Source organism: Paenibacillus sp. YPG26 (assembly GCF_023704175.1).
Taxonomy (GTDB): domain Bacteria; phylum Bacillota; class Bacilli; order Paenibacillales; family Paenibacillaceae; genus Fontibacillus.
Genome location: NZ_CP084530.1, coordinates 331,716 through 345,668 on the forward strand (window position 1 = coordinate 331,716; position 13,953 = coordinate 345,668).

14 protein-coding genes are annotated in these 13,953 nt (G+C 51.6%); 11 read left to right on the plus strand and 3 right to left on the minus strand.

Features of this window, described 5'->3' with window-relative positions:
* Nucleotides 1–8 precede the first annotated feature (8 nt).
* The 5 genes from sbnA to LDO05_RS01570 all read left to right on the plus strand — a co-directional run bounded on the left by sbnA (nucleotide 9) and on the right by LDO05_RS01570 (nucleotide 4,945).
* On the plus strand, nucleotides 9–1,004 hold the full coding sequence (gene sbnA, locus LDO05_RS01550; protein WP_251377140.1) for a 2,3-diaminopropionate biosynthesis protein SbnA: 996 nt from the start codon (nucleotides 9–11) through the stop codon (nucleotides 1,002–1,004).
* Nucleotides 992–1,960 carry a 2,3-diaminopropionate biosynthesis protein SbnB gene (locus tag LDO05_RS01555; RefSeq protein WP_251377141.1) on the plus strand — a complete coding sequence of 323 codons (969 nt, stop codon included), beginning with the start codon at nucleotides 992–994 and terminating at the stop codon, nucleotides 1,958–1,960. The genes sbnA and LDO05_RS01555 overlap by 13 nt, the downstream gene beginning before the upstream one ends.
* 121 nt (nucleotides 1,961–2,081) lie before the next feature.
* Nucleotides 2,082–2,309 (plus strand): helix-turn-helix domain-containing protein, encoded by a 228-nt coding sequence (locus LDO05_RS01560; protein ID WP_251377142.1) that lies wholly within the window; start codon nucleotides 2,082–2,084, stop codon nucleotides 2,307–2,309.
* 195 nt (nucleotides 2,310–2,504) lie between these two features.
* Nucleotides 2,505–3,836, plus strand: coding sequence for a glycosyltransferase family 2 protein (locus LDO05_RS01565; RefSeq protein ID WP_481857009.1), 1,332 nt, complete (start codon nucleotides 2,505–2,507; stop codon nucleotides 3,834–3,836).
* Between the two features lie 170 nt (nucleotides 3,837–4,006).
* A complete protein-coding gene (locus tag LDO05_RS01570) occupies nucleotides 4,007–4,945 on the plus strand; it encodes a hypothetical protein (protein WP_251377144.1) in 939 nt (312 codons plus the stop codon).
* Between the two features lie 210 nt (nucleotides 4,946–5,155).
* Here the strand turns inward: LDO05_RS01570 and udk are convergent, their stop codons facing one another.
* A complete protein-coding gene (gene udk, locus LDO05_RS01575) occupies nucleotides 5,156–5,791 on the minus strand; it encodes a uridine kinase (protein WP_251377145.1) in 636 nt (211 codons plus the stop codon).
* 209 nt (nucleotides 5,792–6,000) lie between these two features.
* Between udk and LDO05_RS01580 the strand changes: the two genes are divergently transcribed.
* Together LDO05_RS01580 and LDO05_RS01585 are read left to right on the plus strand one after the other, a co-directional pair.
* Nucleotides 6,001–7,194, plus strand: a complete 1,194-nt coding sequence (locus tag LDO05_RS01580) for a cytochrome P450 family protein (protein WP_251377146.1) — start codon at nucleotides 6,001–6,003, stop codon at nucleotides 7,192–7,194.
* Nucleotides 7,195–7,277: 83 nt separating this feature from the next.
* Nucleotides 7,278–8,213 (plus strand): hypothetical protein, encoded by a 936-nt coding sequence (locus LDO05_RS01585; protein ID WP_251377147.1) that lies wholly within the window; start codon nucleotides 7,278–7,280, stop codon nucleotides 8,211–8,213.
* Nucleotides 8,214–8,344: 131 nt separating this feature from the next.
* Here the strand turns inward: LDO05_RS01585 and LDO05_RS01590 are convergent, their stop codons facing one another.
* Nucleotides 8,345–9,364 (minus strand): Gfo/Idh/MocA family protein, encoded by a 1,020-nt coding sequence (locus tag LDO05_RS01590; protein WP_251377148.1) that lies wholly within the window; start codon nucleotides 9,362–9,364, stop codon nucleotides 8,345–8,347.
* Between the two features lie 27 nt (nucleotides 9,365–9,391).
* Nucleotides 9,392–10,165, minus strand: coding sequence for a sugar phosphate isomerase/epimerase family protein (locus LDO05_RS01595; RefSeq protein WP_251377149.1), 774 nt, complete (start codon nucleotides 10,163–10,165; stop codon nucleotides 9,392–9,394).
* A gap of 140 nt (nucleotides 10,166–10,305) precedes the next feature.
* On the opposite strand from LDO05_RS01595, the gene LDO05_RS01600 reads away from it, so the two are divergent.
* The 4 genes from LDO05_RS01600 (at nucleotide 10,306) to LDO05_RS01615 (ending at nucleotide 13,846) form a co-directional block, all read left to right on the plus strand.
* Nucleotides 10,306–11,103: a helix-turn-helix domain-containing protein gene (locus LDO05_RS01600; RefSeq protein ID WP_251377150.1), complete on the plus strand. Its 798-nt coding sequence runs from the start codon at nucleotides 10,306–10,308 to the stop codon at nucleotides 11,101–11,103.
* A gap of 159 nt (nucleotides 11,104–11,262) precedes the next feature.
* Entirely contained in the window at nucleotides 11,263–11,907 is a 645-nt protein-coding gene (msrA, locus tag LDO05_RS01605) for a peptide-methionine (S)-S-oxide reductase MsrA (protein ID WP_251377151.1), read from the plus strand.
* Between the two features lie 97 nt (nucleotides 11,908–12,004).
* Nucleotides 12,005–12,193, plus strand: coding sequence for a hypothetical protein (locus LDO05_RS01610; protein WP_251377152.1), 189 nt, complete (start codon nucleotides 12,005–12,007; stop codon nucleotides 12,191–12,193).
* Nucleotides 12,194–12,370: 177 nt separating this feature from the next.
* The gene (locus LDO05_RS01615) at nucleotides 12,371–13,846 is read left to right on the plus strand and encodes an HD-GYP domain-containing protein (RefSeq protein ID WP_251377153.1); all 1,476 of its coding nucleotides are present in this window, start codon (nucleotides 12,371–12,373) and stop codon (nucleotides 13,844–13,846) included.
* Nucleotides 13,847–13,953: the final 107 nt, after the last annotated feature.

Sequence of the window (13,953 nt, forward strand, 5' to 3'; positions counted from 1 at the left end):
TTTGCATCATGAAGCTGAGTGGAGGGATTGCCGATATCATTGGCGGTACACCCCTGATTCATCTGAATAGGCTGTTCAATACTAAGCCTTATAAGGTCTATGGCAAGCTGGAGTGGATGAATCCGGGCGGAAGCGCCAAGGACCGTCCCGCATTATTTATGCTGAGAGAGGCGATTCTCCGCGGGGATCTCACCGGACAAAGTGTAATTATTGAATCGAGCTCGGGCAACCTTGCGATCAGTCTGGCCCAGCTGTGCGGTTATCTGGGGATCAGGTTCATCTGTGTGGTGGACCCGAGAACGACAGAGCAGCATAAGAAGATTATTCGCGCGCTGGGCGGGGAGATTGATCTGGTTACCCGGCCCGATCCGGTCACAGGGGAGTATCTTCCGGCAAGACTAAATCGGGTACAGGAGCTGCTTGCACAGATTCCTCATGCATACTGGACCAATCAATATGCGAATCCGGATAATGCGCTGGCCCATTTCCAGACTACGATGAAGGAGATCGCGGACCAGATTGGGCCTGTCGATTATCTTTTCTGCGGTGTGAGCTCCTGCGGAACGCTTCATGGATGTGCGGATTACATCCGCGAACAGGGATGGTCCACCCGGATCATTGGGGTGGATGCGCGGGGCAGCGTGATTTTTGGCGGGGACAAAGCTCCCCGGAAATTCCCGGGCCTCGGATCAGGCATTGTACCGGGTCTGTACCGCAGTGATCTGGCGGACGAAGTGGTGTACGTATCGGATCAGGATTGTGTGCGGGGCTGCCGGGAACTGGTGTCCCAGGAGGCCATCTTGGCCGGAGCTTCGTCAGGAGGCGTAATCTCAGCTGTCCGTAAGCTGAGTGCGGGTATTCCTGACGGAGCCAGCTGCGTGTGTATTCTGCCTGACCGGGGAGAGCGTTATCTGGACACGGTATTCAACGAGGAGTGGGTACAGAAGGAGCTCGGCATGCCTCCGGCTGGGCCTGAGGAGGCGTGCGGCTCATGCGCTATCTAAACGATGAACATATCCAGGAGCTTGGACGGGATTGGATCAGGCTAACAGACATTATCCGTCAGGTGATCACCCTGCAAGATGCAGGGGAGACCGTGCGTCCCTTGAAGCCGTACCTTCGATTCGGGGATCCGGCTAACCGGATTATCGCCATGCCTGCCTATGTGGGAGGCGATCTGCAGCTTGCCGGAATCAAATGGATTGCCAGCTTTCCGTATAATCGTAAGGCGGGTCTGCCCCGTGCCCATAATTCAATTATTTTGAATGATACCCGTACCGGCAAGCCGCGGGGGTTCCTCAGAAGCAGTCTGCTGAACGGGATCCGTACCGCTGCCGTCAGTGGGGTTATGCTTCAGAGTTATTTGGAGGTACGGGATCCTGCAAGCGTCAGCGTGGGGATTGTGGGATGGGGGCCGGTGGGACGGCTTCATCTGGAGATGAGCGCCGCCCTGCTCGGCAGCCGGTTGAAGCAGGTCTATTTATATGACATCGAGCAGGTTCAGCTGGACACCATACCCGCGGACCTTCGTTCCAAAGTGATTATTGAACAGGACTGGCGTCAGGTCTACCGGAAGTCGGATGTGTTCATTACCTGTACGGTGTCTGACCGGCGCTATATTGACGAGCGGCCAAGGGAGGGCTCGCTGCTGCTTCATGTATCGCTCAGAGATTACCTGCCGGAGAGTATCCGCCATCTTAAGGTCCTGGTTGTTGACGACTGGCAGGAGGTATGCCGGGAGAATACCGATATTGAACAGCTTCATCTGCAATGCGGGCTGCAGCAGCGGGATACGGTGAGCCTGGCGGAAGTGGTTCTGCACGGGGCCTTAGGCGGGCACAGCGAAGAGGAGCCGGTGTTATTCAGTCCTATGGGGCTTGGGATATTTGACCTTGGCATCGCGGGGGATTACCTGGAACAGGCGGAGGAGCGTGGACTTGGCACGGTTCTGGAGGATTAGCGGCATTCGCTCACTCGTATGGTCTGTATGCTCGGACTGCATAGGTAATCCCGTATTGTTCTGATATACTGGATGTTCAGCCAAGAATTGTATTGGCCCGGATAAGGAAGGTTGATCATCTATGCAGGTATTTCAGGATTTCAATCTAAAGGTGAAGAAGACATTTAAGGCGACAAGCAAGGAAGATGTTCTCACCGTGACCGAAGCAGGAAGCAGGCTAGGTCTCTCCAAAGATCAAATGAAGGCATACGCCGACAAAAACAAGCTGACTAAAGTTCCGATTATGCGCAGCGTGCATAGATATCTTTTGCTGAAAAGTGAAATTGATGAGATTGTGAAGAACCAATAATAACGGGGAATTAGATAAGAATGGGACGCCTCGGGTCTCATTCTTATTTTTTTCCAAAAAAAGTATAGAAACATGTCGAAAGATAGAATAATTTGTAATATAATGATTTTTATAAATCTCCTCTAGCAACAAGTATTGGTATATAGGAGCTCTATTAAATTAGCAATCAGATCGGGGAAGAGCAGGCAGATGCGTGTGAAGAGAAAGTCACGGATTCATGGACGTCCAAGAAGGTATATTTCCGTACAAAAGAAGTTTTATTTCAGTCATATTCTCGCCCTGATCTGGATGGCAGCCTCCATTGTGCTCTCCATTCCCTGGGTGCAGGACCTGGGCCTGTTATTCACACTGCCTGTTGCCTTATTCATAGTCATTGGCATCTCCTATATCCCCGGATATATGAATGCCTTTATGATCTCAAGTCTCTTATTTGACAGACAGCCAAAAATGAAAGAACAGAATCCGGCGGAGCCTATCACGATTCTGGTAGCTTGTTATAACGAGGAGGCGGGTGTCGCAGATACCCTGCGCTATATTGCAGCCCAGGATTACCAGGGAGAGCTGCAAGTCATCGTCATTGATAACAATTCCGCTGACCGGACAGCAGCAGTTGCCGTGGAGACGGGCGAAAGCCTTGGGCTTAGTCTGAGGGTGATCCATGAGAGCACGCCGGGGAAGAATCACGCTCTTAATTCCGCACTAGAGCATGTTCATACTGAACTGATGATTACACTTGATGCGGATACTTTGCTGCATAAATCAGCCATCAGATATCTGGTTGGGAGATATGTCTCTTCTCCAAGCGATGTCTGTGCGGTTGCAGGCGCTGTGCTTGTCCGCAACAGCAGAGGCAAGTTCCTGGCGAAAGTCCAGGAGTGGGATTATTTCCTCGGAATCGCAAGCATCAAGCGCCTGCAGGGACTATTCCAAGGAACCCTTGTGGCGCAGGGAGCCTTCTCGCTGTATAGAACCCGCAGCGTCATTGAGGTGGAAGGCTGGCCGGATGCGATCGGCGAAGACATTGTTCTGACCTGGCGCTTTCTGGGGAGGGGCTGGAAGGTGTACTTTGAGCCTCTGGCCGTAGCCTTCACGGATGTGCCGGAGAACCTGCATCATTTCTTCAGACAGCGCAGCCGCTGGGCCCGTGGGATGATTGAGGCTCTGAAGGTGGTCAAGCCCTGGCAGCAGCCGTCTCCTTATACCCGGTATCTGACCTTTTGCAATCTGGTCATGCCGTACCTGGATGTGGTCTATACCCTGGTATGGCTGCCGGGTCTGATCTTGGCCTTCTTCGGATACTACTGGATTGTCGGAATTACGACGCTGCTCGTGCTGCCGCTAACCTTCTGCGTGAATTTCATTCTCTATATATACCAGCGGGGTGTATTCAAAAGGCTGAACCTCAGAATACGCAAAAATGCTCTTGGCTTTATTGCCTATGTGCTCCTGTATCAGATTATCATGAGCCCGGTATCGGTATGGGGGTATGTACAGGAAGCGTTCAAATTGAACCGGGTATGGAAGTGAACCTGAATGCCCAAGCAGAGATCAGACACCTTTTCAGGTGTCTTTTTGCTATATCCGGCAGGACTTCCGAACATTTCCTGATTGAACCTGTATATTTTCGGTTATTCTCATTTTAATACTGTGTTAACATTTGTAACGGGTGGATAAGCAGACAGGGGGGAAAGATTGAGTTGGAGTTCAAGAGAATAATGGGGCAGGCTGTAATGGGATTGCTAAGTCTGACTTTAATATGCGGAACATTTATGGGAATGGGTACGAAGCCGGCCGCGGCCGCCGACCAGTACAGCCAGTTCAGGAATTCAGCCGTCAAGGGGCCGCTGATCGCCGGGCTTGAACATGGAAGTGCATGGGTGCCCCAGGGCCTTGCTCTAGTCCCGTCGAAAGATTGGGTGATTACCTCCCATTACAGGGGCCAGGAGAACAGCTGGCAGGTCTCGGGTCTTGTGATTACAAGCACGAAGACGCAGAAACGGATCAAGACATTGTATCTCTATGACAACCTCATTATTCCGCATATGGGGAACGTGGGCGGCCTTGCGGTAAGCAAGAACCACTTGTGGATTGCCTCGGGATATACGGTATATAAAATTCCGCTAAGTACACTTTCGGAGAAGAGCGACATGAGCAGGGTAATGATGACCGGTTATCAAGTGCATCATAAAGCTTCTTATGCCGCCTATTCGGACGGAATATTGTGGGTAGGTGAATATACCGATGGGAAGGATAGCGGCAAAACAACGTGTGACGCCGGACCCAGTGGCAGGGTGTACGGGTATAAGCTGAGCTCGAGTGACGACCTTCCTGCTGACCGCAAGGCCGCATACTCCCGGGTCACCCCCGACCGGATCCAGGGCCTTGCCATATCAAAGGACTACACCGTATATAGTCAATCCTGCGGAAGGGACGTATCCAGCAAGCTGCTATTCTATTCGGGAGAGACGCCAAGCAAGAAGCTTGGCTCGGTGACATTGCCGCCGATGGCCGAAGGCATCGCATTCTCGGGCAGCCAGCTCTATACTCTCTTTGAATCAGGTGCGGCTAAATATAAGGGAAGTCATTACCCTCTTAAGAATATATATTTAATCAATGTGAAGAAGTTGAAAATATAGATATGCTAATCTGGTTGTTGTCCTACGGAAGTCTGGCAATGAACAACCAGGCACAATAATAGCCGCAGGGACGTCATCATGACGTCCCTGCGGCTTGTTCTGTATCAGGCTATCCTCCTGAGATGTCCTGGAAATGCCTGAACAGTACTACAGGAATGGGGTCTGCCGGAGCACACTCAGGCATCTTCCTGCCGGATTACTCCTTAGGCATCAGGCATCGCCCCAGGAACGGTCTCCCGTAAGGTACTTCTCAGTCAGCACGGACAGCAGCTGAATGCCGACTTCGTTCTCCCCGCCCTCGGGAATGATCAGGTCGGCATATTTCTTGGAAGGCTCAATAAAAGCCTCATGCATAGGCTTGACCGTAGCCAAATATTGCTGGTGAATTGATTGAATCGTCCTGCCGCGCTCCTCGATATCCCGGAGGACCCGGCGCAGGATGCGCACATCGGGGTCGGTATCGACGAATACTTTAATATCAAGCTGCTCGCGCAGCTTCTCATCGGACAGAACATGAAGCCCTTCCAGAATGATGATGTTATTCGGCGTGAGCTCTACCGATTCTACGGTGGAACGGGCATGAACTGTGAAGTCGTACACTGGAGCCTGGGCGGGCTTGCCCTCCTTCAGCAGCAGCAAATGCTGAATAAGCAGCTCATTATCGAAGGCGAAGGGGTGATCGTAATTGATTGCCTCCCGTTCGCTCATGCTGAGATAGGAATGATCCTTATAGTAGTTATCCTGAGATATGAACGTGACTTTACCTGAGCCAAGACGGTGAATGACAGAGCGGGCAACGGTTGACTTGCCAGAGCCGGTGCCGCCGGCGATACCGATAATAAGCATGGTGATTCGTTAAGCCTCCCTATGGTTGCTGCAATTTCAGTATTGTAGCATAACGCAGAGCAATTTTCATCCCCGGTAGATCCAAGTGAATCTGGAAGATCTGGTGTATCTTTGCATTTGCCTGATTACCCTGACTATACTAGTTATACCCAGCCTTAGCAGGCTTTGGGGCTTAGTATATCATTCGTATTCGGAAGGGGCTATGAACGTTGAATTCCAATGAATCCGTATCCAGTTCTCTATTTACGAAAGAATTTACGAAGAATCCCTATCCGGTCTATGCCCGGCTCAGGGATATCGATCCTGTCTACAAATGTGTGCTGCCAGACGGTAACCAGGGTTGGATGATTACGAGATATCAGGATGCTGTAGACGCCTTCAAGGACCCGCGGCTCAGCAAAGATCCAGTCAAGCTGTTCGGCGGAGATCCGGCACATCAAAGTGTCTTTACCCGGAACATGCTGTTCTCCGATCCACCAGATCATAAGAGGCTGCGTGGACTTGTGCAGAAGTCCTTCACACCCGGCATGATTGAGGAGATGAGAGGGCGGATTCAGGAGATTGCGGACGAGCTTCTTAATGGATTTAGCGGCAGAGACCAGATCCGTCTCATTGATGAGTTCGCATTCCCGCTTCCGATTATTGTGATCTGTGAAATGCTGGGGATTCCAGCTGCGGACCGGGATAAATTCCGCCTCTGGTCCACCACCTTAATCGAAGGCTCCAATGGAGAATATGCCAGTGAGATGAAGCAGCATATGGAGGAATTCATTCAGTATTTGGGTCAGATGTTCGGCCGCCTAAGGCAGGAGCCGGGACAGGATCTGATCAGTCAGCTTATTGCAGCTGAGGAAGAAGGGGACAAGCTGACTGAGCAGGAGCTGTACGGCGTTGTCACCCTGCTGATCATCGCAGGTCATGAGACGACGGTGAATCTGATCGGCAATACCCTTCTGTCTCTGCTGGAACACCCGGATCAGCTTGAGCGCTTGATTCAGGAGCCCGAACTTATTCATAATGCGATTGAGGAATCGCTCAGATTCAACGGTCCGGTTGAATTCAGTACTTCGAGGTGGGCAAAGGAGGACTTTGATTTCAAGGGGAAGGAATTCAAGAAGGGCGACCTTGTTATCCTGGCGCTGAATTCAGCCAATCATGACCCAAGGCAGTTCGAATCCCCTGACGTATTTGATATAACCAGGGAGAAGAGCGCTCATCTGGCGTTTGGCAAGGGCGTTCATCTGTGTCTCGGAGCCCCGCTTGCCCGTCTTGAAGGTGAGATAGCCATTCGCAGTCTATTGCAGCGTTATCCCCATATTAAGCTGAATGTCCGGCCTGATGAACTGGAGTGGAGACCGGGAATGGTGGTAAGAGGGGTAAAAGAAATTCCGCTGTCATTATAGTACTTTCTTCTCAATAGTTCCTTTTGGCCTGTTTAGAATCTCCCCTTCCGTATTAAATATAGTAAGGGAAGGGGAGAGAAATATTGACAACTAAGAAGTGGATTAGACTACAGCTGGCAGGATTGCTGTGTATCGCCTTAAGTTTGGGGGGACTCAGCACTTGGCCAAGCCATCAAGCGGAAGCAGCGGGTAAATACAGCTCCTTCGATAAGGTGTCTGTGAAGGGTCCGGCAATTCCGGGCTTGTCAGGGAATAAGGAATGGGTGCCTCAAGGACTGGCCGTGGTGCCGAGCAAGAACTGGGTAATTACGTCTCATTACTGGGGTAGTGGCGGAAGCACAGCTTCTGCGATTGCCATTACCAGTACAACAACCAATAAGCGGCTCAAGACCTTGTATCTCTATGAGTCCAGTACCAAAAAGCATACCGGCCATGCAGGCGGACTTGCAGTGAGCAAGAGCCACCTCTGGATTGCAACCGGCAAGACGGTATATAAAATTCCACTCAGCACTCTGTCCAGCAAGAAGGACTACAGCAATGTGATCATGAAGGGTTACGCCCTGGGCCACAAAGCTTCCTATGCGACTTATGCGGAGGGTGTCTTGTGGGTTGGTGGATACATGGACGGCGAGGATATCGGCAAAAAAATGTGTGATCCCGGCCCGAAAGGCCGTGCCTATGGATACAAGCTGAGCAGCAAGGACGATCTGCCTTCGAAGCCGAAGGCCGCCTATTCGTGGGCTACGCCTGACCGTGTGCAGGGGATGGCGCTCACGAAGAGCCGTGCGCTGTACAGCCAATCCTGCGGACGCAACAATTCAAGCAAGCTGCTGGTCTACACGCGGGGTGCCTCGGGCAAGCAGGTCAGCTATCTGACCATGCCTCCGATGTCAGAAGGGATTGCCTTGAGTGGAAGCCAGCTGTACACACTTTTTGAGTCAGGCGCGCGCAAATATTCGAATGGAAGCCTGCCGCTCAAGAATATGTACATCATTAACACGAAGAAGTTAAAGATGTGAGCGGAGGCATTATGATTCGCAGGGGCAAGATTATCCCCAAAGCTGGAATATAGAACCTCCGAAGCTTTAGACCAGAATGCACAATAAGCAGGCAATTCCCGGATTAACCCCGGAATCGCCTGCTTATTTTATTACAATTTGATAATCCGTCCGGTGGCCTGGGACTCGAATGCCGCCAGTATCACCTGGAGTGAACGAAGACCTTCTTCTCCCGAAATAGCCGGAGGGGTCTGACTTTGAATGGATTCCACGAAAGCATCAATAATTCCGCTTGGCACCTGCTTCTCGTTGGTAGCCATGGCGCCGACCTTGTAGGTCTCTACTGTGCCGTTGGTCAGCTCCACGATCACCTCGTCCCCGTCTACGGTGCCGATCTTCATCACACCGTTCTGACACCATAGCACGGTACTGTTATCTCCGCCCTGATACTGGGTCCAGCTGGCTGCGAGCGTACCGATGGCTCCGCCCTTCATGCGAAGCAGGCAGGCCGCATTGTCATCCACTTCCGTGCCTTCCTTATCGAGGGTGCTGATGAATGAAGCCACTTCAGCCACTTCGTCGCCGAGCAGGTAGCGGATGAAGTCGGATTTGTGGACGCCGAGGTCGCCCATCGCACCAAGAATCGCTTCTTCTTTCTCGAAGAACCAGCTCTCCCGGCCGTCCACACTCCATGCATCCGGGCCAGGGTGGCCGAACGCTGTACGGAAAGTCAATACTTTACCCAGCCTACCTGAATCCAGAATCTCCTTAGCCTTCACATGCGGGGGCATCAGGCGCTGGTTGTGCCCAACCATCAGGTAGACCCCGTTCCTCCGGGCCGCCTCAATCATCTGCTGTCCTTCTTCTTCCGTGGTTGCCATTGGCTTCTCTACAAGTACATGCACCCCAGCGTCCGCAAAAGCAATTGTCATGGGAGCGTGAAGATAGTTCGGTGTGCAAATACTGACGGCATCGATCTGCTCGTTGGCTAGAACTTCTTCATAGCTTGCATAAGCCGTACCCCCATACATATCCGCCATTTCCCGGGCCCGCTCAAGGTTTGGATCCGCTAAGGCCACGAGCTCCACCTGCTCATGGCTTGCATACTCGGGAATATGGCGACGCTGGGCGATGGCTCCGCATCCGATAACTGCTACTTTGATTTTACTCATAGATTGGGTAGTCTCCTTTGTCCTGAATTAGAATTGGTCAAGATAATTATGCTTCAGCCAGTCCAAGCTGTTCCGGACACTCTGAAGCGGTGGAATCTGGCAGGAATCCTGCTCTACAATCAGCCACTTCACTCCGGCATGGGCGGCTGTATCAATGACAGCTGGAAGATCGACTATGCCCTTGCCAAGCTCAAGGGTAATCAATTGGCCCTGTTCGTCCGTGTTGAAGTCCTTCAGGTGCAGCAGCGGCAGACGGCCCGCGTAGTTGTTAATGTAGGCGATGGGATCGTGTCCGGCATATTGAACCCAGCATACATCAAGCTCGGTCTGAACCGACTCCGGGGAGGTCTCCTCGAACAGCGCATCAAAGGCGGTCCGCCCGCCAACGTGATCCTGAAATTCGAAATCATGATTATGGTAGCCAAGAATCAGCCCGTGCTTGCGGGCCTCGGCTCCTACCTCCTGAAGGAAGGAGAACAGTTCCCTCCAGCCGTCTCCTTGCGGACGCTCTTCAGGCGCGAGGTAAGGGCAGATCATATATTCGGCGCCGAGGGTTCTGAGATAGTCCATTTCCTTGTGAAGGTCTGTACGCATCGCTTGAAGCGGAACATGGCTGCTGATTGCTTTGAGTCCAAGCTCGTCTAAGAGCGCTTTCATCTCATCGGCAGGAATATCGCCGTAACCCGCGAATTCTACACCTTCATAGCCAAGCTCTGCCACCTTACGAAGCGTTCCGCGGAAATCCTCAGCTGTCTCATCACGCAGTGTATACAGCTGCAAGCCAATTCCTAATCTTCTCATTTCACACACCTCATTCTGCAGGGATGTAATAAGTGCTCTATTTGATTCCAGAATAAATGAATATAGGCTAAAATGAACATACACAATCTACGCACAACCTGAACTATTTGATTATATTTTGAGACCGGGGGCGGCAACATATGGAGACAAGCCTACTCATCTGTGACTATTCCTATCATTCCAAGCCCTTCGTTCAGAACTACCGGAGTGGATTAACCAACTATCTGTTCAGACTGCAGACGGAAGGCTCCTGCAAGGTATATCTCCGGGGGCGGGAGTACCATGTACAGGCCGGAGATCTGATCCTGCTCAGACCCGGGGAGGATTATGCTCTGGAGGTGAAAGACCAGGATCACAGCGGCCGTATGTCCAGTGGGGACTATTATATTTTTTGCGAGGGGACATGGATTGATGAATGGTGGAGCCGCACGAACAGACCGGTGGTGAACCGGATCGGGGTTGATGAGAAGCTGCTCCGGCTGTGGCAGAATCTTCTGATCGAGAAGCGCCGGGGGCCGATGGAGGAAAACGCGGAGATTATGGATTATTTGCTAAAAGGATTATGTCTGTATATTGACCGTGCCATTGCCGAGAATACGCAGTCCAACCGGACAGTCTTCGCAGCCTTAAGGCTGAAGCGGTTCATCGAAGAGCACGCGACAGTGACCTTCAAGCTGGAAGAGGCGGCTACATATGCCGGACTAAGCCTGTCCAGATCTGTCCGTCTGTTCAAGGAGCATTACGGCATGACCATGATTGGATACGCCACCGAGATCAGACTTAATGCGGCTCTGGAGCGGATGAGATACAGCTCGATGACACTGGAGCACATTGCGGAGACCTGCGGATTCTCCAGCTACTCATACTTTCACCGGGTGTTCCGCGCGAAATTCGGGGTATCCCCGAGCGGATACCGAATGGAGGAGAGAGGAAGCTAACGCGGAGCGTTGGAGGGGTAGCGCCCGTGATAAGTTTAAGCCAAGTGGATGATGCGTCATGGCCACACCTGCTTCCTCTGACGATCAGGCCATAGACCATAGATGGAATTAGCTCGAGTAGACCACACGTGATTACTATAATCGAAGGAGAGGTGTACCATGTCTTCTGAAATTTCTAAAGCTATCCAGACCGCGACCTTGGGCATGGGCTGCTTCTGGAGTCCTGAGGCATTATTCGGTCAAATTCCCGGTGTAATCCGAACAAGGGTTGGTTATGCCGGAGGAACAACGGATCAACCCTCATACCGGGAGATGGGGGATCATTCCGAGGTGGTTCAATTGGACTTCGACCCGGGGATTGTCAGCTACGAGGATATTTTGCGTATCTTTTGGAATCATCATAATCCGGTTAACATCAACGATTACAAAGGGCGGCAGTACCAGTCTCTGGTGCTGTATCACAATGAGCAGCAGAGGAACGCGGCCGGGCAGGTAATCAGGGAGATGGAACTGGAGGGAAGAGCGAAGCCGGACACGGAGGTATCACTCTGTGTCAAGTTCTATCCAGCTGAGACACGGCACCAGAAATACTATCTTCACCGCTATCCCGACGCGGTGGAGAAGCTGAGCTTCGTCTATCCCTCCCAGGAGGAGCTGCTGAACTCTACTCTGGCGGCCCGATTGAACGGGTTGGCGAAGGGGTACGCGAACATGGCCCAGATTAAGCAGGAGATTGCCGAATGGCCGATAGGGAAGAGTCAGTGCGAAGGGCTGATTAACCTGATCTCGAAAATTAAATGGTAAGAAAAATGTGATTTTCGTCATATTGTGAAATAAATCACAATTTAGCTTCTTGGCGTGTGATATATTTAACTCGTAAAGAAGATAAGGAGTGATTAAGATGAGAACAGTCAACCAAGAAGTCGTAACCAGAAACCTTTTGCAATTCTGCTATACCTGTGAGGATGCGCACCTGTGTACTACCGAAGAGGCTTGTGAGGCATGCTGGGCAGCTAAGGGGCTGCTGGATTTGGAAGAAGAGAATGGCGCTGAAGAGACTCGCGCACTGCTGTTTGAATACTATGCTTGATCCGTTATCATCCTCACAGTCTATGAACAGACGAACCTGATCTAATCCCGTGGAGGGAGAGGTCAGGTTTTGTTTTTTTCTATACAAACAAGGAATATTCTACCGCTGCATTTTATGGTACACTGAAGTGACTTGAGACTAATTACCTACCTTTAGTATTGAAGGGGATACTTTTGAATGAGAAATCGTGATGTTGTCGGTCCGATCCTGGCTGTAGCTGTGCCGTTTATACTATTTGAGCTCCTTAGGGCACATCCTTCATGGGATGTCTCCCTTGTTGCACTCAAGGGGCATTTCTATGTTGTCAGCTCGGTCGCCATGCTGTCCATGATGGTAGCCATTGCAGTAGGAATCGCGGGACATCGCGTTAGAAATATAAAGGTAAGCTTCCTCGCCCTGGCATTCATCTCGTTGGGTGAGACTTTCACGGTTCACGGGTTGTCCACGCCCAATCTTATGATCCACGCTTCACACCTGCCGGCCGTTGCGGCCCAGGCGAGCACCCTGCTTGCGACATTCTGGCTGTGGCTGTCTTCGATGTCATCTGACTCGGCGCTGATTGTGAAGCTGTCCGGGCTGCGGGGCAGATTGATTCCGATCTGGCTGGTGCTCATTCTTATACTCAGCATCGTAAGCTTTATGAATCCGCATCTGATGAGTCTGATCCCTTTGAATCAGAGCCCTTTGCAATGGCTGGTGACCGTTCTTGTCGCTGGAATGAACCTGATTACCATTTACCGCTATTATCAGTCCTACCGGTATTCACGGTTCCCGCTCCAGAAGGCCATCATATACAGCTGCTGTTGGCTGATGGTGGCCCAGTACATTATGGCGGCAGGAGAGTTATGGCGTATCAGCTGGTGGATGTATCATTTCCTGCTTCTGGCCTCGATGATCGTGATGATTACCGGTCTCATCAGGCAGTATGCATCCAATCCGTCATGGAATATGACCTTCAGAGGACTATATTCCACAGATCCCATGGAGCGGATTACCAGCTGCTTGTCTCCTAGTGTGAGGAATCTGATTCAGGCTACCGAGGAGAAGGACCTGTATACGGCTGGGCACAACTTCAGAGTTACAATGTATGCGATGAAGCTTGGCGAGGAGATGAAGCTGTCCCCCGAGGAGCTCCGGGCGGTCTCCCAAGGGACCATTATCCATGATGTGGGTAAGATTCATGTGCCTATCGAGATTCTGAACAAGCCGGGGCGTCTGACGCCTGAGGAGAGGGATATTATTGAGCTTCATCCCGTCAAGGGCTATGAGATGTGCCGGACACTTGGATTCATGAAGGATGAGCTGGATATTATCCGGTCTCACCATGAGAAGTGGGATGGCACGGGATATCCAGACCGGTTAAAGGGAGAGCAGATTCCTCTGCTGGCCAGAATCGTAGCTATTGCGGATGTCTACGATGCGCTGACATCGACCAGGGCCTACCGGAAGGCTTGGACCCACGATGAGGCGATGAAGCTGATTATCGGAGATCAGGGGACTCATTTCGATGCGGAATGTGTGCAGGCCTGGATCCGGGTATGCGAGCAGAACCCGGAGATCCATGAATATCCGGCCCATGTGGTTGAGAAGTGGGGCCACAGAAAGATGCTGCTTCAAGCGGGAGAGCCTGAAGGGGCTGGCGGCATCTGTTAAGTTAGAGGGGAAAGACACGCGGAGTGTCTTTTTTTCTGTACCAGAACAGCATTAGATTGCGTCAGCCCGAAATACAAGGGGAAGTCTCACACAGCCGACATGGCTTA

Bases quoted from the DNA above. Each gene is read 5' to 3' on its own strand.
- sbnA (WP_251377140.1), top strand. From the start codon at position 9: ATGAAGCTGAGTGGAGGGATTGCCGATATCATTGGCGGTACACCCCTG.
- LDO05_RS01555 (WP_251377141.1), top strand. From the start codon at position 992: ATGCGCTATCTAAACGATGAACATATCCAGGAGCTTGGACGGGATTGG.
- LDO05_RS01560 (WP_251377142.1), top strand. From the start codon at position 2,082: ATGCAGGTATTTCAGGATTTCAATCTAAAGGTGAAGAAGACATTTAAG.
- udk (WP_251377145.1), bottom strand. From the start codon at position 5,791: ATGCTTATTATCGGTATCGCCGGCGGCACCGGCTCTGGCAAGTCAACC.
- LDO05_RS01590 (WP_251377148.1), bottom strand. From the start codon at position 9,364: ATGAGTAAAATCAAAGTAGCAGTTATCGGATGCGGAGCCATCGCCCAG.
- LDO05_RS01595 (WP_251377149.1), bottom strand. From the start codon at position 10,165: ATGAGAAGATTAGGAATTGGCTTGCAGCTGTATACACTGCGTGATGAG.
- LDO05_RS01600 (WP_251377150.1), top strand. From the start codon at position 10,306: ATGGAGACAAGCCTACTCATCTGTGACTATTCCTATCATTCCAAGCCC.
- msrA (WP_251377151.1), top strand. From the start codon at position 11,263: ATGTCTTCTGAAATTTCTAAAGCTATCCAGACCGCGACCTTGGGCATG.
- LDO05_RS01610 (WP_251377152.1), top strand. From the start codon at position 12,005: ATGAGAACAGTCAACCAAGAAGTCGTAACCAGAAACCTTTTGCAATTC.
- LDO05_RS01615 (WP_251377153.1), top strand. From the start codon at position 12,371: ATGAGAAATCGTGATGTTGTCGGTCCGATCCTGGCTGTAGCTGTGCCG.